The following is a 22434-nucleotide window of genomic DNA, read 5'->3' as shown; positions in this document are numbered from 1 at the left end:
ACATTGGACCGGCTAAAATTTTGCGGTGCGAATTGCTTCAAACTGGCGTATTCGATGTTTGACTTTGCCAGTGAGCTGCCGGGGCTTGAAACCCAAGCCCGGAAAGGTGATCCAGCTGGTCTGAATACCGTGCCTTGCCGCTTGTTGCAGGTGTCCAAAGGTGTCGTCGACCAGCATGGCCCGCTTGCCCTTTAATTTGCTTTTCAGGTTTGGCCAAAGTATGGCGGCGGGCTTGGGCCGCCAGGTTTGATGAACCACCATGTCTTCGATCGCGACAACGGCGTGTAGATGTTTGTACAAACCCATTTCCTTGCACAATGCAACGGCATAGGCGCGGGGGGCGTTGGTCAGCATGATGCGCAGGCCGGGTAACTTGCTCAAACGGTGGGGAACGCTGCCGTGGCGAGAACTGAGTTTTTTCAAACCCTCGAAACGGTGTGTGCTGGCCAGAAAATGATGGGGATTTGTCTTGTGATGGCGCATCATGCCCAACAGGGTTGCACCATAACGAAGCCAGTAACGGGTGCGTAACTCGCTGGCTTCTTGGTGCTCCAACTCCAGGTGCTCGGCCAGATAGCGTGTCATTTGCCGGTTGATCTCGGGCAGAATGTGGGTAGATGCATGATGAAGGGTGTTGTCCAGGTCGAGCAAATACACTTTGCCGGACAAACCTGCATGGGGACGACGAATATAACGAATGCGCAAAACGAATGAACCTGAAGTTAAGTTTTCATCCTGAATTTTGTCAGGACACCTTGTGCCATTCTGACACCGCCCTGCGGTGCGGTCTAGACAACAACTGCCCACCCGAGTTGCTGGTCAACCTGAGCCGGCTGTCTGCCTTGCTTGGGAGCATTCAGCGGTCCCTGAATATTGGTCATGGTGCGTTAAAGATCAACAGTGGTTTCAGGGCTGAAGCCCTGAACGAGAAGGTAGGTGGTGTGCCCAATTCGCAGCATTGCATGGGCCTGGCGGCCGATGTGATTTGCCCTGAATTTGGTAGCCCCTGCGATTTGGCCTTGGCAATTGCACAATTGCCATGTGAATTTGATCAACTGATTCTGGAATATGGCAAATGGGTGCATGTATCGGCTGCGCCTTTGGGCCAGGAACCCAGGCGGGAATGCTTGAGCATTTTCAGCAAAGACGAAGGTTATCTGGAAGGTATTGTGAAGCGATGAACAACTTAAGAAAAACAACAGTCAAAATGACCTTGGCTGCATTGCTCAGCATGGGCTTTGCAAGCGGCACTTGGGCTGCCGATGCAAGTTGCAAAGGCATGGGAAAACAGGTGATTGACTCGGACCTGCGCTTTTCACTGACCCACAGCCAAATTCCCGGGGAACTGGCAATAAGCACCCACAAAATGCGTGTGGCTGGTACGCAATACAAACTGCAGTCGACTTCGCAGGCAAAAGGTTTTTTGGCCTTGCTTTATTCAGGTCAACTGACTCAAAAAAGTGAGGGGCTTGTTGATTCGCAATTGGGCTTGACCCCCTTTTACTATGCTGAACAACGCGGCAAAAAACCGGTTGCCGAAAGCATGCTGAACGCAGAAACCCAGCAGGTTGTGTTCAAGCGCAACGGGGAATCTGCACCCTACGAGAAAGGCCTTCAAGACCGAATCAGCATGATTTATCAAATTTCAGCGCGTTTGCGCTGCAATGCAGACCTGAATATCGGAGACACCCTGGAAATGCGTGTGATGAGCACGGGCCGGGTTGCCAAGGAAGTGTTTGTGCTGAAAAAACTGGAAGACCTGACATTGGACCTGGGCAAAGGTGAGCGCAGGGTCAGCACGCTGCAATTTGAGACCAAACCCGAAGAAGCAGGCGACGAAACTGTGCGCATTTGGTATGCCAAAGATTTGAAGTGGCAGCCCGCAAAAATCGAAATTCAGGACGCGGATGGCAAGGCTTTGACTCAAACCTTGATTTCAATAGGCTCTTAGCCGTTCGCAGGCACGCGTCGAAGCAAATTGGGGTCGGCGCCAAGAATCGGCAAGTTCACTTGATGGCGTTGACCACTGCGCCGCATGACTGCGAAGGTTGGCCCCACCTCTTCGAGAGTCCAGCCATTGGCAACCTCATCGCCCACACGCTTTGACTGTGCGGGCTGACCTTCAATTGACATGACAGCGGCACCTTTGCCTTCGCTGTTGGCAAAAATACCCAACAAATTCACAGAGGGTGGTGTCAAACCGCCCGCGGTCTCGACACCCATTAACCGTGCTTCCGGGGACTGGTCTATTTGATATTTCGCTGAGGCCTGTGCGGGCACAGCGGGTGCGACCACAGGCGCAGGCGCAAACAGTTTAATAAGCACCCACACCGCCAAGCCCACGGCACCTAGCCACAACACCATGCGCAAAGCCTGAACAAGCCTTGGCGATAAGCTGAATTGGGCAACCGGGGTTTTCAATGCAAATTTCATGGGGCAAAGTGAAGTGACATGCTGAAAAGCATCATAACCTGCGAAAAGGCAGAAATTCAAAAAAAAAACCGGACAACCCGCAAGGGTGCCCGGTTTTTAAGCCATGCTTCAAGGGTTGTCGGTGATATGAATCACCCACACCAGCAGTATGCTCATGCAAGAACACCTACGAAAGACCCTATTTACGTGACAAAGATAATGGTTTTACTGGTTACCCGAAAACAAGGGGGTTGTTGTGCTGGTGGCAAGGGTGAGGCGGGCTGCTGTCAAATATTCATAAAATAGGTGTAACCTTCGACAAGGATAATTCTGGATCTTCTCTACGGTTGTATATGAAAAAACTAAATTCGCTTCAAGGCAAAAAATCAAACAAGGGTTTTACCCTGATTGAAATCATGGTTGTGGTCGTTATTCTGGGAATTCTGGCAACGCTGGTGGTTCCGAAGATCATGGGACGCCCTGACGAGGCCCGCGCTGTTGCGGCCAAGCAGGACATTGCGTCCGTTATGCAGGCGCTCAACCTGTACCGCCTGGATAACAGCCGATACCCCACCACGGAACAAGGCCTGCAGGCTTTGGTTACCGCCCCCACCACAGAACCAGTGCCACGCAACTACAAACAGGGCGGCTATTTGTCTCGTTTGCCGGTTGACCCATGGGGCAGCAGCTACCAGTTTTTGAGCCCGGGCATTAACGGTGAAGTGGATGTAATGAGCTTTGGCGCAGATGGCAAGGCCGGCGGCGAGGGCGTGAATGCCGACATTGGTTCCTGGAGCCTCTAAGCAGGGTTTTACCCTGCTTGAACTGCTGGTGGTGATCGTCGTTTTGTCGATCGCCGCTGGGCTTATTGTAGTGCGCGGCACCCCTGGCGACTCCAATTACCTGGAGTCAGACGCCAAGAAACTGGCACAGCTTCTTCGGATTGCGCAGCAAGAATCGCTTCTCAAATCCAAAGACATTCGTTTTGTTGCGGGCGATGAGGGCTATGCCTTCGAGGAATTCACGGGCAGCCGCTGGGTGCCTGTGACGACCGAACCCCTGTTGCGGCCGCGCCAGTGGGACAACGGCCCTTTTAAAGTAACCTTGATCAACGAGGGACTTGAAAACCGCTTTCTGACCCTGGAAAGCCAGACAGGCCTGAAACGCCAGGCCATTGTTCTTCAACGAAACGAGGTGCAGGTGGTGCTAGAAAGCCAGGCCAGTGGCGTGTTCAAGGTAGGCAAACCCATCAGGGTGTTGAACCGGAACAACCAGAACCCATGAAGCAGCAACGTGGCTTTACCTTGATCGAAGCACTGGTGGCCATGACCATTATTGCCGTCGCCTTGATCGCATGCCTGAAAGCCGCTGGCAACTTGAACATTCAGCAAGATGAAATGATCAAGCGGCAGTATGCGCAATGGAGCGCGAAAAATGCGGCCAACTTTATTCGCGTGTCAGGCGTTTTCCCCAGCGCCCAAACCGCACAGCACGCCTGCCCACAGGGCAATTTCCGTTTTGTGTGTCGGGTCGACATTTCCAATACGCCCAATCCAAATTTTCGTCGGGTCGAAATTCAGGTTCTAGACGCATTTGAAGGCGACAAGGGCAACCAGTTGGCTCGTTTGGTGATTTTCTTGAGCAGTGCGCCATGAGCAAGCAAAAAGCCCAAGGCTTTACGCTACTCGAGGTACTGATTGCATTGGGAATCGTGTCGGTGATTTCGATTTTGTCCTGGCAGGGTTTGCAAGAAGTACTCCGCTCGGCCGGTCGGGTGACTGCTGTGGATGAACAGGTGCAAACCGTGACAGCCGTGTTTTCCCAATTGGAAAAAGACCTTGCTGCCCTTGAATTGACACTGGATGGGCCCACGCCTGAGGGCGATTTGATTGAGGTGACAGGCAACGGCTTGCTCATTCAGTTTACCCAACGCAACACCAGCGAACCTGCCTATCGTGAACGTGTGGAATGGGTACTCGACGGCGCCACGCTGTTGAGAATTGCCCGCCGCCCGTCCAACCCAGACCAAGCATCAATTAGCGAACCCATTGCCACCCGGGGCATGCAAGTGCGCTTGCTACGGGAACCGGGTGGCTGGAGCAGCCCAGTGGTGTTTGGCAACCATGTGGTGCAGGAACGCACTGACCTTGAATTGCAGGGCCCTGCACTGCAGTTGAACACAGGCACGCCAACAGCCCAACCCCCTGCGGGAGATGATGGTGAGAACCCCGGAACGCCTGGCACGACGACAGGACAGACTTTACAAAGCCTGGTACGGGCCGTTGAAATCAGTTTGACACAGCCCAACAACCAGGTGGTTACGCGGGTATTTCTGACAGGTGGGGTGTATTGATGCAACACGCGCTACAACACAGGCAACAGGGCGCCGCAGTGGTCATGGCACTGTTCATTGTGGTGCTGTGCACCCTGGCAGTGAGCCCGTTGATCTGGAATCTGTTTGCAACCGCCAAAACCATTTCAGTGGCTGCCGCCCGAGACCAGGCGGATGCTGTTAGCCGCAGTGGCGTGGACTGGGCCCGAGTTATTTTGCGTGAAGATGGCCGGGTGTCGACCACTGACACGCTGACCGAACCTTGGGCGGTTCCACTGGCTGAGAGCCGCATCAATGAAGGCTTGATGCGCAAAGAAGAAAATGCGACTGACGTGGATGACCGCGAGGTGGTGTTGACAGGCCGAATTGAAGACGCGCAGGGCCGATTTAACCTGCGCAATCTGGGCGCTGACAATTCCCGCCAAAAGACCTGGCTGGCGGGCTTTACCAAGCTAAGCGACCTGCTCAGTGTGCCCGCAGACCAGCGTAATTTGTTGGTACAAACCTTAAGCACCATGTTCATGCCCAAGCTGGCCAATCCTGAAGAACAGGGCATTGATCCAAACGCGCTGCCCATTGACCCTGCTTTGCGGTGGGAGGAGTTTCGGGGCAAGTACGGCATTTCAGAAGACACATGGAATCAGCTTCGCCCCTATGTGGTGATTTTGCCCCAGGCAAGCCAGGTGAATGCCAATACTGCATCTGCCGAGGTGCTTTACGCGGTAGTAGAAGAGATGAGTTTTAGCGATGCACAACGGTTGCTGGCTCAACGTGAAAGGGTCACTTTCCGCAATGTGGCGGATATTCGGGCTGCCTTGAATGCGAATGTGACCATAAACAATGATTTAATAACCGTGAGCAGCAATTTCTTCCTGGCGGAAGGTACTGCGCAGGTGGAGGAGGCGTTGATTCGAACCCGGGCCCTGCTCGAGCGACGAGACCAGCGCGTGTATGTGATGTGGAGACAATAATTGAATAACAACCAACCCTTGTTGGTGATTTGGTGGCCCAAAGCCCTGGACCAAACCCGCGCGGAAGAAGAAGGCCGCATGATTCGGCTGCGCTATGAAGTACTGGCCAGAAATGGCGACAAACTGCACGGTGGCGAAGAAGCGCTGAACAAACTGCCGAAAGACCTGCCCTGCCTGGTGCTGGTCAACCCCACAGAAGTGGGCCTGTTTGCCGTGGTACCCCCAAAATTGAGCGGCAACAAGCTGAAAGAGGCACTGCCTTTTCTGGTCGAGCCCTACCTGTTGAACGAGCCAGAGGAAAACCATGTAAGCCTTTGGGCGAACCTGCCCAACCACACTGGCGGTGCGAAGTTGGCTGCCGTGTTGGGAAAAATCCGGGCACGCAGCATTGTGAGTGCCTGCGCACAACAAAAGTTGAAGTTGGCCGGGCTGAGTTGCGAGACTTTGCGGGAACGCACCGGCAGCGAGGGGGCCGCCTGGTTGAGTGGGCAGGATTTCATTTTGCTCGACGGCATCGACACGCCACTGTTGACTCCCGCTGCCCAACCGGCGGTATTGAAGGTAATGCTGCAACGCCGCCTGCAACTGCTGGGTTCCCCAGTGATTGAGTTGAACAACACCGACTATGCCTGGCTTGGCAAGCAGGTCGATGGCGCCTTGGGCGAAAATAAAATTCGGGCTGCGGAACGCGCGCCCACAGAACCATTGCCCCGATTGCTGAACAAAAGTTTGCTGAATGCAGATGAACTTCGCAAAATGGGCATGCGCCCCATGGCGAATCAGGCGGGTCTTCGTAAACTGCTTGCACCAGCCTTGACGCTATTGTTCGTTGCAGTACTGGGCTTGAATGCACTGGCCTTCAAGGTTGAAAGTGCCAATGCCGCAATTGAAGCCCAAATTGCCGAAAGCTATGCGAAAGCACTGCCCAACACACCCATGGTGGCTGACCCCTTGTTGTTGATTGAACGTGAAAAACGCAACCTGAACGCCGGGCTCGACACCAGCAACGCCCAAGGTGCAAGCGCCCTGCTACACGAGGTGGGCTTGGCCATGGAGCAGGCACCGTTTAACAGCATGGTCGATTTTGCCTGGGCTGAGAACACACTGAATGTTCGGTTCAATGCCAATATTTCCGAGGACCAGCAAGGCGCGGCCCTGCAAAAACTGAAAGCGCGAAGACTGGACGCAAAGTGGTTGATCGGTGCGCAATCCAATTTGCCTGTGTTGCAGGTGAAGAAGGGGGTTGCGCGATGAAACCAAATGATTTGCTGAACAAGGCACAGGCCCAACTCGACCAGCTCAATGGCCGCGAACGAAAACTGGTGACTTACGGCGGTGCACTTGCTGCCGTGTTGATTGCCTGGTTTGTTTTGATTGAACCCGCCTTGCTGACGGTGCAACAAGGGCCCGCCAATCAAGCAGCACTGGTGGACAAAGCCGGCCAGGTAATGCGTGCCGCCGAAGACCTGGATGCGCTACGCGGTGCAAGATCGCGCGTGGTGGTGCCAGAAAGCGATTTGCAAGCCCGCCTGCAGCAACTGCTGGAGGAACAGGGAATTGCTGAGCAAACCACACTTGTTCGCACCGAAGAAGGTGACATTCGTGTGGAGTTCAACAATGTGTCGGCCAGCGGTTTTCTGGCCTGGCTGTCGCGGGCAGAATCTATTTCAAGCATCAACATGAACGTGGCTGAAGTGGAAAAGCCGGAAGCAGGTGTACTGAAAGGTTATGTCACCTTTCTGCCAGCCGCGCAGGGAAATACGGGCACGCCGCGATGAAGCTTTGGCGTAGCGGGTGGCCATTTGTATTGCTTGCCCTGGTGGTGCTGGTTTGGAATTACCCGGTGTATGCGATATCCGACAACATTGAGTCGGCCAGTGGCGGCAAGGTGCGTGTGTTGAGTAGCAGTGGCTCCGTGTGGGCTGGGAAAATGCAATTGGGTCTTTCTGATGGTTCCCGCTTGTACTCGATACCCGAGCCTGTGCAGTGGCAACTCAAGATTGGGCTTGACGGAAACTGGCTTGCAATCGCCATCGAGCATCCAAAATTCGTGCAACCTTTGCATCTGGGATTCAATGGCGCAGGTATTACTGTCAAAGGTGGCGAACTTCGCTTGCCCGCAGCCTGGCTGGGCGCAACCGGGGCGCCATTCAATACCATTCGACCCGAGGGCCTGTTGCAGTTAAGCTGGCTTGACTGGGAAAGTGGCAAGGCAGTAAATGCCACCTTGAAATGGCTGGACGCACAATCCGCGCTAGCCAGCATCAGGCCCTTGGGCGAATATGTCATCACCGTGACAGGAAACCCTGATACAAGAATAGACATGACACTGGCGACCGCCAAAGGCCCCTTGATGTTGGAGGGAACTGGCCAGTGGACAAACGGACAACGATTTGTATTCAATGGGTATGCCAGTGCACAAGAACGCAGCAAAGACGCGTTGACTGGATTGCTCAGCCAGATGGGAAGACTTGAAGGCGATCGCTATCGCTTGGGTGTATTTTGATGAAAGAAGCAAAAATAAAAGGAACAGTGAGCTTGAACACTGCACGCATGGGACAAATGAAACGCTCGCTTTTGAGTATTGCGCTGGCTTCTATGGGCCTTGGGTTGGGTGTTGCAGGCCATGCACAAAACCTGAGCCTGCAAAGCACGGCACGGGTGCAAAACAGCCAGGAAGACAAATTTGCATTGAACTTTGTGAACGCCGACATTGACGCCGTGGTGCGTGCAATCGGCTCGTTTACCAATCAAACCTTTGTGGTGGACCCGCGTGTACGTGGCACCATTTCCCTGGTTTCACCTGAACCCTTGAGTGCCGCAGATGCGAAAAATGCCCTGTTGGCAGCGCTTCGCCTGCAAGGTTTTACAATTGTAGAAAGCGGCGGTGTGGCACGCGTATTGCCCGAGAACGATGCAAAAGTACAGGCTGAAAGCGTGGACCCACGCAAGGCCATGAACCAAAGCGGCAATGCCATTGTGACCCAGGTTTTTCAGTTGAACTATGAATCGGCCACGGCACTGGTACCCGTGCTGCGCCCGCTGATTGCACCGAACAACACCATTGCGGCCTACCCCAATAACAACACCCTGGTGATCACCGATTACGCAGACAACCTGCAGCGAATCGCCCGCATTATTGCCAGTATCGATGGCCCCTATTCTGGCGACCTGGAGGTGGTGCCCCTTGAACACGCGCTGGCTGTGGACCTGGCAGCGATCCTGGCCCGCATGCTGGACGAAGGAAACCGGGGAACCGGTGCGGCAGTGGATGCTGGCCAACGTTTGTCAGTGATGGCAGACCCACGCACCAATTCACTGCTGTTGCGCACACCCAGTAAGGCACGCTTGAATTTGGCCAAAGCCCTGATTGCCAAACTGGATCAACCCACGAAGCAGCCCGGCAATGTGTGGGTGGTTTACCTGAAAAACGCGGAAGCCGCCAAGTTGGCCAAAACATTGCAGGCGGTACTAAGCAGCAGCCCGATTTCCGACAACAGCTCGTCTGGCCTGAGTTCGCAGTCCAGTGGCGGCCTGGCCGGTGGGCTGGGCGACTCATCAAACAACAGCACCCGCAACATCACCAACGGCAGCCCAGGCCTGGGGGGCGGAAGCAGTTTGGGTTCCTCACTGGGTGGCGGCACGTCCAGCGGACAACTTAGCGCGGCTTCAGGCAATGTGGACTTGAACAACGGTGGCATTGTGCAGGCAGATCCGTCGACCAACTCGCTGATCATTACCGCGCCTGAACCGATTTATCGCAACCTGCGTTCGATTATTGAGAAACTGGATGTTCGCCGCGCGCAGGTGTTTGTGGAGTCACTGATTGTTGAAGTGTCCACCGACAAAGCAGCCGAGTTCGGCATTCAGTTTCAAGGCCTGTCCGGTGTTGGAAGTGACGGAGTCAGCGTAATTGGTGGAACCAACTTTAACGCACCCGGCTCGGGCAGCAATATCTTGGGTGCAGCTGCCAATTTGGGATCAGTGGGCCGAGGCTTGAACATCGGGGTTATTGATGGGCAAGTGAACATTCCCGGCATTGGCACCATTTCCAATTTGGGCTCTTTGGCCCGCGCACTGGAAAGCAAAGCCAACGCCAACATTCTTTCAACGCCAAATATTCTGACGCTGGACAACGAAGAAGCCAAAATCGTGATCGGCCAGAACGTGCCTTTCATTACCGGGCAATTCACCAACAGCGGTGGCAACGGCGCCACGGTCAACCCGTTCCAGACCATTGAGCGACAAGACGTGGGCCTGACCTTGCGTGTAAAACCGCAGGTGTCGGAAGGCGGTATCGTGAAGCTGGGTATTTTTCAGGAAGTCAGTTCGGTGGTGGACAGCACCAATGTGTCGGGCATTATCACCAACAAACGGTCCATTGAAAGCAATGTGCTGGTTGAGAGCGGCAACATCATTGTGCTGGGTGGCCTGGTTGAAGACCGGGTAACCGGCAACGAGGAAAAAGTGCCGGGCCTGGGCGATGTGCCTGTGCTGGGGCAGTTTTTCCGCTACGACAACCGCCGTCGCCAGAAAACCAACCTGATGGTGTTTTTGCGCCCCGTGGTGGTTCGAAATGAAGACCAGGCCCAAAGCATTGTGACCAACCGATACGATTACATGCGCCAGTTGCAACAAGAGAACCAGCCCGAGCGCCGGTTTGGCTTACCGAATATGGAAGCGCCTGTGTTGCCAAGCCGCCGCCCGGCCGATGTGGCACGCCCCAATTCAGTGGCCCCGACGCAGAACAATGGTGATTCCATCAACCTGACGCCCAGCAACCGGATTCTGGTGATTCCGCGCGCGGCTGAAAGCAGCAGCAACCCCGATGTGGGTTCAAATGGTGGGCGAATCGTTCGTGGTGGCACCAATAGCAACAACACGGGCTCTAGCCCGGGCACCGCGCCCAGCGGGGGTAACAGGCCTTGAGTGAGTTGCGCTTCAACCCACAAACTGTTGGCCGCCTGCACTATGGCTTTGCGCGTCAAAACCAGGTGTTGTGCCTTGATGCACATGCCGAGCAATGGCGCCTGGCGTTTAGCCCGCGCACGCCCAGCCATGCACTGATTGAAGCGCAACGCGTGGCGCCCTGCCCCATTGACTGGGTGTTTTGCGAAGACGCAGTGGTGCTGGAAAAAACAATCAACCAGGCCTATTCCAGCCAGGAAACAAGTGCGGCAGCCGTGGCCGATGAAGTGGCTGGCGACCTGGACCTTGACCAGTTGATGCAAGACATTCCCGCCGTGGAAGACTTGCTGGAAACCGAGGACGACGCACCAATTATCCGGATGATCAATGCGCTGCTGACACAGGCCAGCCGGGATGGCGCATCCGACATTCACATTGAAGCGTTTGAGACGCATTCGGCTGTGCGATTCCGCGTGGATGGTACATTGCGCGATGTGCTGCAACCTCGCCGTGAATTGCACTCGGCGCTGATTTCCCGCATCAAGATTATGGCCAGCCTGGACATTGCTGAAAAACGCCTGCCCCAAGATGGCCGCATCACCCTGCGCATTGGCGGCAAACCCATGGACGTGCGGGTTTCTACGCTGCCCACAGGCCATGGCGAACGCGCAGTGCTGCGCTTGCTTGACAAAGAAGCGGGTCGGCTTGAACTGAGCCGCCTTGGCATGCCCGAGCACACCTTGAAAGAAATGGACCGCCTGTGCAATATGCCGCACGGCATCATTTTGGTAACTGGCCCAACGGGTTCCGGTAAAACCACCACACTGTATGCGGCACTGTCGCGGATCGATTCTTCCACCACCAATGTGATGACCGTAGAAGACCCGGTGGAATACGATTTGCCCGGCATTAGCCAAACCCCGGTGAATGCCAAAATCGACATGACCTTTGCCAAGGCCTTGCGCGCGATTTTGCGCCAAGACCCGGATGTGATCATGATTGGTGAAATCCGAGACCTGGAAACCGCACAAATTGCGGTACAAGCCTCGCTGACGGGCCACTTGGTTTTGGCCACCTTGCACACCAACGATTCGGTCAGTGCGGTAACCCGCCTGGTCGACATGGGTGTAGAACCCTTCTTGCTGTCTTCAAGCCTGTTGGGCGTGTTGGCCCAGCGCCTGGTGCGCAGGCTTTGCCCGAATTGCAAGACCAGCACGGTAGATGAACAGGGCCACACCCACTGGCATGCCAACGGTTGCGACCAATGCGGGCACACCGGTTACATTGGCCGCACCGGCGTTTACGAGCTCTTCACCATCGACGATGAATTGCGCACCATGGTGCACAATGAAAATTCAGAAGCAGAAATGCGCCAGCGTGCGCAGGCCAAAGGCATGAAGAACATGCGTGAAGACGGCCAACGCTGGGTTGAAGGCGGCACCACCACGCTTGAAGAATTGCTTCGAGTGACGCGAGACTAAAAACCCATGGCAGTTTTTCGATACGAGGCGTTAAACGCCCAAGGTAAAACAGTCAAAGGCTCGATGGAAGCCGATTCCCCTCGGGCTGCGCGCAACCAAATGCGCATGCAAGGCATGACACCCATTGAAGTCGTTGAGGTGGGCAGCGCCAAAATGACCGGCAAAAAAGCGGGCCGCTTTGATCGGGAATTGAGCAACCGTGAAGTGGTGCTGATGACCCGCCAACTGGCCAGCCTGTTGCAAGCCCGCCTGGCGCTGGCGCAAGCCTTGGCCGCACTGGTGGAGCAGGCTGAAAAACCCCTGATTCGTGAACGCATTAACAGCATTCGTTCCGAAGTTGTTTCCGGCACACCACTAAGCCAAGCCTTGGCACAGTACCCGAAAGCCTTTCCCGAAATGTACGTGGCCACTGTGGCCGCTGGCGAAAATACCGGCGACCTGGGCGGCGTACTGTCCAAACTGGCCGACGCACTGGAGGCTCGCCAGGCTTTGCAGCAAAAAGTAAGCGCTGCATTTATTTACCCGGCAATTGTTACCTTGGTCGCCTTGATGGTGGTGATCGGCCTGCTGACCTATGTGGTGCCGCAAGTGGTGTCGGTGTTTGAAAACAGCAATCAAGAATTGCCGACAATCACCGTGGTGATGATTGCGCTGTCGGATCTGCTGCGCGATTGGGGCTGGTTGATGGCTTTGATCATTGCGATCGCTGTTTACCTGTTTCGCAACGCACTGAAAAACAAAGCCTTCAAACTAAGATTTGATGAAACGGTGCTGACTATTCCTGTGGTGGGGCCCTTTATTCGTGCAGTGAATACAGCGCGCCTGGCCTCAACCCTGTCCATTTTGGTGGGCAGCGGCGTTCCCATTTTGAAGGCGCTGGCTGCCGCCAACCGCACATTGGGTAACAGCGCCTTGCAACTGGCCATGGTCGATGTACAAGAGCGCGTGAAAGAAGGCAGCGGCCTGAGCAAAGCCATGGGCAAAAGCGGTTTGTTTCCGCCCGTGCTGACCCACCTGGTCGCCAGCGGCGAGGCCACCGGGCAACTGGCTGCTATGCTGGAACGTGCCTCGGAAAGTCAGCGCACCGAGGTAGAACGCAAGGCCATGTGGCTGACCAGCCTGATGGAGCCCATACTTATTTTGGTGATGGGCCTGATTGTGTTATTGATTGTGCTGGCGGTGATGATGCCGATTATTGAAGTCAACCAACTGATCCAATGAACATACAAAGCCGAACAGAAATTGGACAAGAGACCATCCGCGTCATGCTGGTCGACGACGATGACCGAATTCAGCAAGCACTGCGACTGGCCATTGAAACCCACCCTGAGTTGCACCTGGTCGGTCAGGCCTATACGCTAAGGGAAGCGATGGCCGTGGTCAACGAATTGCAACCCGAGGTGGTGCTGGTTGACCTGGGCTTGCCCGATGGCAGTGGCCTGGAATTGATTGCCCACATTCACCAACACATGCCCGGTTGCGAAAGCATGGTGCTGACCGTGTTTGGTGATGAATCACATGTTATTTCCAGTATCGAAGCCGGGGCCACGGGTTACCTGACCAAAGACACACGCACTGCCGACATTCTTGATCGTTTGAAACAACTGCGCGCGGGTGGATCACCCATTAGCCCGGTGATTGCACGGCGACTGCTGAACCGTTTTCGCGGCGTGTCCACCCCAGACCAACTGCCTACCAGCAAAGCCACGGTGAATCACGCATTCACACCCTTGTCTGAACGGGAACAGCAAGTGCTGGAAATGGTGGCCAAGGGTTTCATGCAAGCGGAAATCGCCGACCTTCTGGGCGTGTCCATCAACACCATCAGCACCTACGTCAAACGTATTTACAAAAAGCTGGCAGTGAATTCCCGCACCAGTGCGGTTCATCGCGCCAACGCTTTGGGTTTGATCAATCTGAAAGACTGCTGAAACAATGGCGAGCGCACCACTGACGCCCACAGACAACTGGGCAAAACGACTTGCTTTGTTTTATGCATTGGCCATGCTGATTGCACTGTGTGGCGCGGCCATGCTGTATTACCAAATCGCCAAAGCCACGCCAACCGATCCCAGTGCCATTGAATTAACCATGGCAAGCTTCGCCGCACACACCGACTACCAAACCTCGCCACCTGCGCACTTGGCCACAGCACCCGTGGTACAGCTGCCCCACAGAATTGACGACATGCTGCGGGGCCCTGGCGGATTTTACTGGTATGAGCTGGATTTCGATGTGTTACCCGAGAGTCGTATTGAGGCGCTGTACATTCCGCGCTTTGCCATGAATGCGGAGGTGTACCTGAATGGTGAGCGCATTGGGTTTTACGGCCCGATGACCGGTGAGTTTGCCGAGCGAAACTGGAATCGCCCGCAAATAGTGAACCTTGGGGCCAATGTACTAAAGCTGGGGCAAAACACCCTGGCCATTCAAGTACGCGCCTTTCCCGACTACCTGGCTGGCTTGTCCACCATTTGGCTCGGCTCCGATGAAAACCTTCGCGAAGCCTACCGTTCACGTTACGAGGTTCAGGTGACTTCGGTCTACCTGAGCACCGCCTTTGTGTTGGGTGCCGGCATTGTGCTGACCATACTGATCGGTATGGGCAAAACCCGCAGCGGACTGCTCATGCTGCTTGCCGCCACCTGTTTTCTGTGGGGCATTCGGAACCTTGCATTTCTGACCACCGTGCCGCCATTTGAACATGGTTTGTGGATCCAGATTACCCAAGGCGGATTGTTGGTGTTTGCCAGCGCAATTGTATTGCTGATACTGCTTTACTGCCGGGTGCCCAAACAAAGGCTGGAATGGAAAATATGGTGGGCTTACTCCCTGAGTTTTCCGGTGTTGCTCATCATTAATGAAAACTGGGCGCTGCGCCTGGTGGGTTACTACGGCATTCTCGGTTTGTGCATGTACAGCTGGAACGTGATACTGCTGATGCGACATGGAAACAGCAAACAATCCCTGGCGCCGCACGCTTTCGGATTCGGTTTGCTCTGCTACATGGCCCTGAGCACCTCTGACCTCCTGTTTCTCGCGGGAATTCTTCCATTCGACGGTTATTTTCTGAACCAATACATGGGCATTGCCATGTTTTTGGCCATGAGCTACTTCTTGATTGATCGCTACAGCGGTTTACTGGCTGAATCCGACAGCTTCAATGAAACGCTGCAAAACAGGCTAATGGAACGCGAAGTCGAATTGGCAACGCAGTACCTACGCATGCAGAAAATTGATGAAGAGAAAGTAAAAATGGCCGAGCGCCAACGCTTGATGGCCGACATGCACGATGGCCTGGGGGCCCACCTGGTGGCTGCAATTCACCATTTGCAGTCCTCCAACTTCAATCGGAAAAACACCTTGAACCTGCTTGAATCCGGATTGCGGGATTTGCAGCTAACAATCGACTCGCTGGAACCGATTGAACAGGACCTCACCACCCTGCTGGGCGCTTTTCGCTACCGGATCGCCGACAATATGCGCAGTGCAGGCATACGGCTGCATTGGGTGATTGATGAAGACATACCGCCCATTCCTTACCTGGATGCCCGCAACTGCCTGCATGTTTTGCGCATTGTTCAAGAGATTTTTACCAATATTTTGAAGCATGCCAATGCCAGCGAAGTCAGCCTGCATGTTTCCAGGGGACCAAAATATGTGGGTGTTCAGATTCAAGACAACGGCGTAGGATTTGTGCTGGAAAGAAGCCAGCATGGCAGGGGCCTTAAAAACCTGAAACAACGTGCAGCTGCTTTGGGTGGCAGTATCGAAATGACCACCGAAGCTGGGCAAGGTACCCGCTTTCTGCTCAGATTACCTTTGGACACTTAAACCGGCAAATCATGAACGCGCGAGACCTTGATCACTTTGAAGCCAAGCCAATCGGCGTGATCTTGGTCGAGGACGAACCGGCCACGCAAGACCACTTGGTCCGTGTGATCGACTCCTCGCCACAAATGAAATTGCTGGGTGTGGCCAGCTCAGTTCAAGACGCGTACTCCCTGTTGTTCATGACCAACCCAAAGGTAGCCCTGATTGACCTGGGTTTACCGGACTCATCGGGCATTGAAGTCATTGAATGGCTAAGCAAACACAAACCCGAAACAGAATGCCTGGTGATTACCGCTTTTGGTGATGAAGACCATGTGGTGAGAAGTCTTGAGGCGGGTGCAAGCGGCTACCTGCTGAAAGATTATTCAAACGACGAGTTGATTGAGCACATTCTTGAAGTGGCCAACGGTGGCTCGCCCATCAGCCCCTTGATTGCTCGGCAGTTGCTGTCAAAAATGCAAACAGCACGGCCTGCAGAAAGCGACTTTGCACAAGCAAAAACCGGGCAGGATGAATCACAAAAAGCCTGCAGTATTACAGACCGGGAATTGAAAGTAATTCAACAAGTAGCCCGCGGTTTCACTGCGCAGGAAATTGCAGCGCAAATGGGAATTTCTACCCACACAGTGGCCACCCACGTGAAGCGTATCTACAAGAAGCTGCACGTGCACAGCCGGTCTGAGGCGGTGTATGAAGCCACCCTGTTGGGGCTTCTTGACCTTTGAGTCCGAATCCGGAAATCACTGATCGCCTGTTTTCCTGGCGTTTCTCCATTCTTTTTCTGCTCACCCTGGCAGTGGCCTTGTGGGGAACATTCAAAGCCCCGTTACCCGCCTTGGGCAACGCCAACACCGAAGAACAAGCCCATTTGTTTGAACAGGCCAAAGTGCTGTTCTCAAGCGACGCCACGCTTAGCGCTGCAGACGTCATGTCGCTGAATACGAAAAAAACCGTGGTGCTACCCGACTCTTGGGATGTCACCCAACCCGGGTTTGAAGGGCAAGGCTGGTATCAAATTGATTTTCAGCTTGACCCGGGCAAACCAGCCCCCGATTCTGTATTCATGCCCAAGGCCATCATGAATGCCCACGCCTACCTGAATGGCCACTGGATCGGCGGACTGGGCACCCTGGAAGGCGAGATTACCCGGCACTGGAATTACCCTTATCTGTTTCAGTTTTCACCCGACCTGCTCACCACTGGCAACAACACCCTGTTGATTCAGGTAGCGGGCTACAAGAACTACCGCAGTGGTTTGGGCCGGGTTTGGATGGGGCCCCGGCAATTGCTCGAACCCATGTATGAATCGTCATACCGGTGGCAGGTCACTGGATCCATGCTGGCCACCCTTGTGGCTTTTGCCAGTGGCCTGTTGCTGCTGGTGTTCGCGAGAATTTTTCGGGAACAGGAAGGTTTCTTGTTCTTGAGTCTTGCCGTGATTGTATTTGCCGTTCGCAACACGGGCTATTTCATGGACTGGATTCCCCTGCCCCATGCACAGTGGGGCCAGTTGGTGCACAGCCTGCATGCCTGGTTTGCCTGTTTGTATGGGCTGTTTCTGATTCGCTACATGCACCTGGGCTGGGTCTGGATTCCCAAGGGTCTGCTGGCTTACGCAGTGGCGGTGTCGCTGATTACCTTTGCTGCGGGTAGCGATCAAATCCTGAACTTCACCTTTTGGCTGTTGCTGCCGATCATTCCTGTGGTGTTTATATTGAATGTGCTGTTGTTGAGCCATTCCTGGCGTACACGCAATTTTGAAGGGGCCATTCTGGGTTGCAGCTCCCTGTTGTTTGTACTGCTCAGCATTCGTGATTTGGCCACCATGCTGAACTTGCTGCCGATTGAGTCAATCCTGTTGTCGCAGTACACCGGCATTTTGCTCTTTGTATCAGCCTGCTGGATTATTTTCAGGCGCTATCGCGCTTTGTTGCAAGAACTGAAAACCTCCAACGACTCGCTGAATTCCGAGTTGGCCATTCGCGAACAGCAGCTATTTCGCCAATTCAATTTACTGCGAAAAATTGAGCAGCAACGCGCACAAGACGACGAACGCCGGCGAATCATGCAAGACATTCACGACGGCGTGGGTTCCAGTTTGGTGTCAGCCCTGAACCTGAGTGAGACCAAGCCATTGGGTCAGGATGAAATGCGCGATGTGCTGCAGGAATGCCTGGACGATTTGCGTATGGCGATTGATTCCCTTGATCCCCAAAGCGATGATTTGCTTGCTCTGCTGGGCAACTTCCGGTGGCGCTACGAGCGTCGCCTGAAAGCCAGCGGCGTGAACTTGCTGTGGAGTGTCGCGGACATTCCAAAACTGGAAGGTTACAGCTCTCGCGACCTGTTCGATTTGCTGCGAATAGTGCAGGAAGTTTTCGCAAACAGCCTGAAACACGCCAAAGCCACCAAGATTGAATTAAGTGTTCGGTGGGCTGAAACCGAGGACAAGGTGTTATTGAACATTAGCGACAATGGCGTGGGCATGCCGCACAACACGCTGGGCCGTGGGCGCGGCCTTGCTCACATGAAAATTCGGGCCAAGGCCATTCGCATTGAACTTTACACCGGGCGAAACAGCCAGGGGCAAGGTGTGGCAGTGTTCATGGCCATTCCAAGATTGCGCAAAAAATAGGCCGGTCTGGCAACGCGCTTTACGCTTGTGTTTCCTGATTCAGTTTATTCCACACCGCACGGCCCGCACGGCTTATGTAGGGCTTGCCAATACTGCCGGAAATCCATGCGCCGGTTTGCACCAGTTTGTTCAGGTTCAGACCGGTTTCAATGCCCATTCCCTGCAACAGGTACACCACGTCTTCAGTGGCTACGTTGCCGGTTGCCCCTTTGGCATACGGGCAACCACCCAGCCCGGCAATTGAGCTGTGGAATGTTGAAACACCCAACTGCAAGGCTGCCAAAATATTGGCCAAAGCCTGTCCGTAGGTGTCGTGAAAATGACCTGCCACATGTTGCAGGCCCACGCTGTAGCCAACGGCTTCAAACACCTGGCTAACACGCAAGGCCGTGCCCACACCAATGGTGTCGGCCACATCAAATTCTTGCACACCAATATCGCGAAGCCGCAAGGCCACCTCGGCGGCGCTTTGAACGGGTACTTCGCCCTGGTAGGGGCAACCCAGTGCGCAGGAAATGGAACCGCGCAAATGAATATTGTGCGCGCGCGCCAGTTCAGCCACGGGCTTGAATCGCTCAATGCTTTCTGCAATGGTGCAGTTGATGTTTTTTTGCGTGAAGGCCTCAGACGCAGCGGTGAACACCACCGCCTCTTGCACACCCGCCTCGATGGCAGCTTCCATGCCCTTCAGGTTCGGCACCAAGGCAGAATAAGACACGGTACGGCCCTGCAACTCGGTCATGGCTTGCAGCCCTGCCAACACATCAGCACCGTCGGCCATTTGCGGCACCCATTTCGGCGACACAAAAGCAGCAGCTTCCAGCCGGTGAATACCCGCCTCAATCAACTGTTTGCACAGCTCCACCTTGATTGCGGTGGAAATGGGCGTTTTTTCATTTTGAAGGCCATCGCGGGGGCCCACTTCAACCAAGGTCACTTGGGCTGGAAGTTTGATCATGCTCATTTTGAATTCGTGTCTTCGGAGAAATGAATCAGCTCGGTGCCCTCGGTCACCTGATCACCCACGGGGTGTGGAATGGCTTGCACCACACCATCGCAAGGGGAGTTCAGCGTGTGTTCCATTTTCATGGCCTCCAGACCAATCAGGGGCTGCCCTTTTTTAACAGCATCGCCCACTTTCACAAACACTGCAAACACCTTGCCCGGCATGGGTGCTGCCACACCGTGTGCGTCGTGCCCCTGATCGGCGCGAATGTGCGCCGGGTTTTGCCAGTGCAGGTTGGTTTGTTCCGTACCCACATGAATGCTGAGGTTGTCGCCATGCCAAATCAAATCGAAAGGGCTGCCTGCGTGTGGGCCTGTGTTGACAAGGCCTTTGGTTCGAGCCAAACCACTTCCATTGCCATGATTTGTCAGCGTTGCAAACAAAGCGGAACCTGCGCATTGAATCGTCGCCTGCTGCCCTTGAACCGACACATGCGTGTGGGTGGCCAAGGCAATATCGCGGTTTAACCAACGGTCTTCACGCAACGGGGGGGCACTGGAATAAAACCCGTCGAGCATGGCAAGGGGGTCGCTGCTGTTCTTGTTGTTCGCATGCTGGTGCAAAGCCCAGCGTGCAAGGCCAGCCAACGCTTGCAATGTGACTGACTCAATTTGCTGCCCGTGCTCTGTGTTTGTTCGCTCAGTCATTCTGTCGATCAGCCCTGTGTCATAGCCACCGGCTGCGAATTCGGGGTGCAAGCACAAACTACGCAACCAAGCCAGGTTGTTTTTTACACCCACACAACGCAATTGCGCCAATGCATCGGCAAGTTTTTTCAACGCCGCTTCACGGGTGGGCGCCCAGGTAATCAGCTTGCCCACCATGGGGTCGTAGTAAGGCGACACCGCCAAGCCCGAACGCATGGAAGAATCGAGGCGAATGCCCGCGGTTCTGCCTGCGTGGGTACCCGTGCGAAACTCGATCGCATCGGGTGCTTCCCACAACTCAACGGTGCCAATGGCTGGCAAAAAACCTTGATCGGGGTTTTCAGCATACAAGCGTGCTTCAAACGCATGGCCATCGATGTGAATGGTTTCTTGCGTAGCGGGCAAAGGCAACCCCGCTGCAATTTCGATTTGCCACTGCACCAAATCAAAGCCGGTGATCATCTCGGTGACAGGGTGTTCCACTTGCAAGCGCGTGTTCATTTCCATGAAATAAAACTCGCCGCGCGCATCGAGCAAAAACTCCACGGTGCCCGCGCCCACATAACTCACGGCCTTGGCCACTTGTACCGCTGTGCGCCCGAAGGCTTCGCGTTGCGCTTCAGTGAGACCAAACGCAGGGGCTTCTTCAATTACTTTTTGATGGCGGCGCTGCGCTGAACAATCGCGCTCGAACAAATGCACCACGTTGCCGTGTGTGTCGGCAAACACCTGCACTTCCACATGGCGGGGTTTGATGATTTGTTTTTCAAGCATCACGGTGGCATCGCCAAATGCGTTTTTGGCTTCGCGTTGGCAGCTTTCAAGTGCCGCCTGCAAATCGCCTGCATTGTTCACAATGCGAATGCCCTTGCCACCACCGCCAGCCACCGCCTTGATCATCAGCGGAAAGCCAATTCGCTCGGCCTCGGTTTGCAAGGTGCTCAGCGATTGGTCGGCACCGAAATAACCGGGAATCAGCGGCACGCCCGCGGGCTGCGCACAGGCCTTGGCTTCGCTTTTGCTGCCCATGATTCGAATGGCTTCCACACCCGGACCGATGAATGTGATGTGCGCATTGGCACAAGCCTGCGCAAACGCGGCATTCTCGGACAAAAAACCATAACCAGGGTGAATGGCCTGCGCACCGGTTTGCTTTGCAGCGGCAATCACTTTCTCGATGTTCAGGTAGCTTTGCGCAGCCTCGGGTTCGCCAAGGCACACCGCTTCGTTGCACTCCTGTACATGCAGTGCTTGCGCATCGGCAGTGGAATAAACAGCCACCGTGTGTATGCCCATGGCCTGCGCTGTGCGGTTAATTCGGCGGGCAATTTCGCCCCGGTTGGCAATCAGTATTTTGGTGAACATTTTTTGAATAACCCTGTTAGCCGACCCACTTCGGTTTGCGTTTTTCCATGAAAGCCATCATGCCTTCGGCGGCCTCGGCGCTGCCGCGCACGGCGGCAAGACGTGCGGCCACTTCGGCATGTGTTTCATCGGCGGTGATGTCCATGCGGCTTACGTCTCGCACCAGCTTTTTGCAGGCGGCCATGGTATCGGGCGCACAACTGTCCAGCTCGGCCAGAATGGATTCCAGTTTGGCATCCAGCGTGTCGGGCGTGGTCAGTTCATGCACCATGCCCAAGGCGTAGGCCTTCTCAGCCGTGAATGTTTCGCCGGTGATGAAGTAGCGCCGTGCGGCCTGCACACCCATGGCCTGCACCACATAGGGGCTGATGGTGGCTGGAATCAAACCGCGCTTGACTTCGGGCAGGCTGAATTTCACATTGTTGCTGGCCACAATAATGTCGCTTGCGCTAACCAAACCTGTGGCGCCCGCAAGGCACAGGCCATGCACCCGGGCCACCACGGGCTTGGGGCATTCGGCAATGCCACGGAACAGGCTGGTCAGGGTAATGCCGCTTTGCTGGTTGCTGGCGGCTTGCTGGGCCATTTGCATCATGTACCCAAGGTCGGCGCCTGAGCAAAATGCATCGCCATTCGCTGCCAACACAATGGCGCGGGTATCCGGGTCGTTGCCCAAACGCTGAAATGCTTCCACCAGCATGGCGATCATTTCGCCATTCATCGCATTTTTAATTTGAGGGCGGTTCAGTGTCAGCCACACGGATTTTCCCTTGCGGGTTTCAATCACGGGTTTTTCATTGGACTGCTCAGTCATTGCGGTGTCTCCGTTTTTATTGTTGTGCG

22 protein-coding genes are annotated in these 22434 nt (G+C 54.8%); 17 read left to right on the top strand and 5 right to left on the bottom strand.

Translation table 11 applies throughout. The features are described from left to right. Positions 1–12: 12 nt before the first annotated feature. Positions 13–705: an HAD family hydrolase gene (locus tag P0D43_RS04275; RefSeq protein WP_394673327.1), complete on the bottom strand. Its 693-nt coding sequence runs from the start codon at positions 703–705 to the stop codon at positions 13–15. Positions 706–710: 5 nt separating this feature from the next. Between P0D43_RS04275 and P0D43_RS04270 the strand changes: the two genes are divergently transcribed. Both P0D43_RS04270 and P0D43_RS04265 read left to right on the top strand, forming a co-directional pair. Further along, a complete protein-coding gene (locus P0D43_RS04270) occupies positions 711–1181 on the top strand; it encodes a D-Ala-D-Ala carboxypeptidase family metallohydrolase (RefSeq protein WP_159568008.1) in 471 nt (156 codons plus the stop codon). Continuing rightward, entirely contained in the window at positions 1178–1951 is a 774-nt protein-coding gene (locus P0D43_RS04265; protein ID WP_394673326.1) for a DUF3108 domain-containing protein, read from the top strand. Before P0D43_RS04270 ends, P0D43_RS04265 begins: the two co-directional genes overlap by 4 nt. Here P0D43_RS04265 and P0D43_RS04260 read toward each other — a convergent pair. Further along, positions 1948–2433: a type II secretion system protein N gene (locus tag P0D43_RS04260; RefSeq protein WP_394673325.1), complete on the bottom strand. Its 486-nt coding sequence runs from the start codon at positions 2431–2433 to the stop codon at positions 1948–1950. The genes P0D43_RS04265 and P0D43_RS04260 overlap by 4 nt on opposite strands. 332 nt (positions 2434–2765) lie before the next feature. On the opposite strand from P0D43_RS04260, the gene gspG reads away from it, so the two are divergent. From gspG to P0D43_RS04185, 15 genes are read left to right on the top strand one after another with little or no spacing between them, the layout of a single operon-like run. Continuing rightward, positions 2766–3215 carry a type II secretion system major pseudopilin GspG gene (gspG, locus tag P0D43_RS04255; RefSeq protein WP_159568005.1) on the top strand — a complete coding sequence of 150 codons (450 nt, stop codon included), beginning with the start codon at positions 2766–2768 and terminating at the stop codon, positions 3213–3215. Next, the gene (locus P0D43_RS04250; RefSeq protein WP_341237113.1) at positions 3187–3696 is read left to right on the top strand and encodes a prepilin-type N-terminal cleavage/methylation domain-containing protein; all 510 of its coding nucleotides are present in this window, start codon (positions 3187–3189) and stop codon (positions 3694–3696) included. The genes gspG and P0D43_RS04250 overlap by 29 nt, the downstream gene beginning before the upstream one ends. Beyond that, a complete protein-coding gene (gene gspI, locus P0D43_RS04245) occupies positions 3693–4067 on the top strand; it encodes a type II secretion system minor pseudopilin GspI (protein WP_394673324.1) in 375 nt (124 codons plus the stop codon). Before P0D43_RS04250 ends, gspI begins: the two co-directional genes overlap by 4 nt. Further along, positions 4064–4765, top strand: a complete 702-nt coding sequence (locus P0D43_RS04240; protein WP_394673323.1) for a type II secretion system protein J — start codon at positions 4064–4066, stop codon at positions 4763–4765. The genes gspI and P0D43_RS04240 overlap by 4 nt, the downstream gene beginning before the upstream one ends. Continuing rightward, a complete protein-coding gene (gspK, locus tag P0D43_RS04235; protein WP_394673322.1) occupies positions 4765–5715 on the top strand; it encodes a type II secretion system minor pseudopilin GspK in 951 nt (316 codons plus the stop codon). Before P0D43_RS04240 ends, gspK begins: the two co-directional genes overlap by 1 nt. Beyond that, positions 5716–6969 carry a type II secretion system protein GspL gene (gene gspL / locus P0D43_RS04230; RefSeq protein WP_341237116.1) on the top strand — a complete coding sequence of 418 codons (1254 nt, stop codon included), beginning with the start codon at positions 5716–5718 and terminating at the stop codon, positions 6967–6969. Further along, positions 6966–7493, top strand: coding sequence for a type II secretion system protein GspM (gene gspM / locus P0D43_RS04225; RefSeq protein ID WP_341237117.1), 528 nt, complete (start codon positions 6966–6968; stop codon positions 7491–7493). Before gspL ends, gspM begins: the two co-directional genes overlap by 4 nt. Then, positions 7490–8221, top strand: coding sequence for a type II secretion system protein N (gene gspN, locus P0D43_RS04220; RefSeq protein ID WP_159567998.1), 732 nt, complete (start codon positions 7490–7492; stop codon positions 8219–8221). Before gspM ends, gspN begins: the two co-directional genes overlap by 4 nt. 26 nt (positions 8222–8247) lie before the next feature. After that, complete coding sequence (gspD, locus tag P0D43_RS04215; RefSeq protein WP_394673703.1) at positions 8248–10644, top strand: type II secretion system secretin GspD; 2397 nt, start codon at positions 8248–8250, stop codon at positions 10642–10644. Further along, positions 10641–12104 carry a type II secretion system ATPase GspE gene (gspE, locus tag P0D43_RS04210; RefSeq protein WP_341237118.1) on the top strand — a complete coding sequence of 488 codons (1464 nt, stop codon included), beginning with the start codon at positions 10641–10643 and terminating at the stop codon, positions 12102–12104. The genes gspD and gspE overlap by 4 nt, the downstream gene beginning before the upstream one ends. A 6-nt stretch (positions 12105–12110) precedes the next feature. Further along, on the top strand, positions 12111–13325 hold the full coding sequence (gene gspF, locus P0D43_RS04205; protein WP_159567995.1) for a type II secretion system inner membrane protein GspF: 1215 nt from the start codon (positions 12111–12113) through the stop codon (positions 13323–13325). After that, positions 13322–14035 carry a response regulator transcription factor gene (locus P0D43_RS04200; protein WP_341237119.1) on the top strand — a complete coding sequence of 238 codons (714 nt, stop codon included), beginning with the start codon at positions 13322–13324 and terminating at the stop codon, positions 14033–14035. The genes gspF and P0D43_RS04200 overlap by 4 nt, the downstream gene beginning before the upstream one ends. 4 nt (positions 14036–14039) lie before the next feature. Continuing rightward, positions 14040–15938, top strand: a complete 1899-nt coding sequence (locus tag P0D43_RS04195; protein WP_394673321.1) for an ATP-binding protein — start codon at positions 14040–14042, stop codon at positions 15936–15938. Positions 15939–15949: 11 nt separating this feature from the next. Then, a complete protein-coding gene (locus P0D43_RS04190) occupies positions 15950–16663 on the top strand; it encodes a response regulator (protein ID WP_394673320.1) in 714 nt (237 codons plus the stop codon). After that, positions 16660–18573, top strand: coding sequence for a sensor histidine kinase (locus P0D43_RS04185; RefSeq protein WP_394673319.1), 1914 nt, complete (start codon positions 16660–16662; stop codon positions 18571–18573). Before P0D43_RS04190 ends, P0D43_RS04185 begins: the two co-directional genes overlap by 4 nt. A gap of 19 nt (positions 18574–18592) precedes the next feature. Here the strand turns inward: P0D43_RS04185 and P0D43_RS04180 are convergent, their stop codons facing one another. Genes P0D43_RS04180 through P0D43_RS04170 form a run of 3 tightly spaced genes read right to left on the bottom strand, consistent with a single transcriptional unit; the run spans position 18593 to position 22405 of the window. Continuing rightward, the gene (locus P0D43_RS04180) at positions 18593–19528 is read right to left on the bottom strand and encodes a hydroxymethylglutaryl-CoA lyase (RefSeq protein ID WP_394673702.1); all 936 of its coding nucleotides are present in this window, start codon (positions 19526–19528) and stop codon (positions 18593–18595) included. Positions 19529–19533: 5 nt separating this feature from the next. Continuing rightward, a complete protein-coding gene (locus tag P0D43_RS04175; protein ID WP_394673318.1) occupies positions 19534–21591 on the bottom strand; it encodes an acetyl/propionyl/methylcrotonyl-CoA carboxylase subunit alpha in 2058 nt (685 codons plus the stop codon). 16 nt (positions 21592–21607) lie between these two features. Next, on the bottom strand, positions 21608–22405 hold the full coding sequence (locus P0D43_RS04170; RefSeq protein WP_394673317.1) for an enoyl-CoA hydratase-related protein: 798 nt from the start codon (positions 22403–22405) through the stop codon (positions 21608–21610). Positions 22406–22434 lie beyond the last annotated feature (29 nt).

It is taken from the genome of Limnobacter sp. (assembly GCF_043511195.1).
Taxonomy (GTDB): Bacteria; Pseudomonadota; Gammaproteobacteria; order Burkholderiales; family Burkholderiaceae_B; genus Limnobacter.
This window is presented reverse-complemented; position numbering and strand designations above follow the sequence as displayed.

Bases quoted from the DNA above. Each gene is read 5' to 3' on its own strand.
- P0D43_RS04250 (WP_341237113.1), top strand. From the start codon at position 3,187: ATGCCGACATTGGTTCCTGGAGCCTCTAAGCAGGGTTTTACCCTGCTT.
- P0D43_RS04190 (WP_394673320.1), top strand. From the start codon at position 15,950: ATGAACGCGCGAGACCTTGATCACTTTGAAGCCAAGCCAATCGGCGTG.
- P0D43_RS04170 (WP_394673317.1), bottom strand. From the start codon at position 22,405: ATGACTGAGCAGTCCAATGAAAAACCCGTGATTGAAACCCGCAAGGGA.
- P0D43_RS04240 (WP_394673323.1), top strand. From the start codon at position 4,064: ATGAGCAAGCAAAAAGCCCAAGGCTTTACGCTACTCGAGGTACTGATT.
- P0D43_RS04195 (WP_394673321.1), top strand. From the start codon at position 14,040: ATGGCGAGCGCACCACTGACGCCCACAGACAACTGGGCAAAACGACTT.
- P0D43_RS04175 (WP_394673318.1), bottom strand. From the start codon at position 21,591: ATGTTCACCAAAATACTGATTGCCAACCGGGGCGAAATTGCCCGCCGA.
- gspN (WP_159567998.1), top strand. From the start codon at position 7,490: ATGAAGCTTTGGCGTAGCGGGTGGCCATTTGTATTGCTTGCCCTGGTG.
- gspG (WP_159568005.1), top strand. From the start codon at position 2,766: ATGAAAAAACTAAATTCGCTTCAAGGCAAAAAATCAAACAAGGGTTTT.
- P0D43_RS04260 (WP_394673325.1), bottom strand. From the start codon at position 2,433: ATGAAATTTGCATTGAAAACCCCGGTTGCCCAATTCAGCTTATCGCCA.
- P0D43_RS04265 (WP_394673326.1), top strand. From the start codon at position 1,178: ATGAACAACTTAAGAAAAACAACAGTCAAAATGACCTTGGCTGCATTG.
- gspM (WP_341237117.1), top strand. From the start codon at position 6,966: ATGAAACCAAATGATTTGCTGAACAAGGCACAGGCCCAACTCGACCAG.
- P0D43_RS04270 (WP_159568008.1), top strand. From the start codon at position 711: ATGAACCTGAAGTTAAGTTTTCATCCTGAATTTTGTCAGGACACCTTG.
- gspK (WP_394673322.1), top strand. From the start codon at position 4,765: ATGCAACACGCGCTACAACACAGGCAACAGGGCGCCGCAGTGGTCATG.
- gspF (WP_159567995.1), top strand. From the start codon at position 12,111: ATGGCAGTTTTTCGATACGAGGCGTTAAACGCCCAAGGTAAAACAGTC.
- gspI (WP_394673324.1), top strand. From the start codon at position 3,693: ATGAAGCAGCAACGTGGCTTTACCTTGATCGAAGCACTGGTGGCCATG.
- P0D43_RS04200 (WP_341237119.1), top strand. From the start codon at position 13,322: ATGAACATACAAAGCCGAACAGAAATTGGACAAGAGACCATCCGCGTC.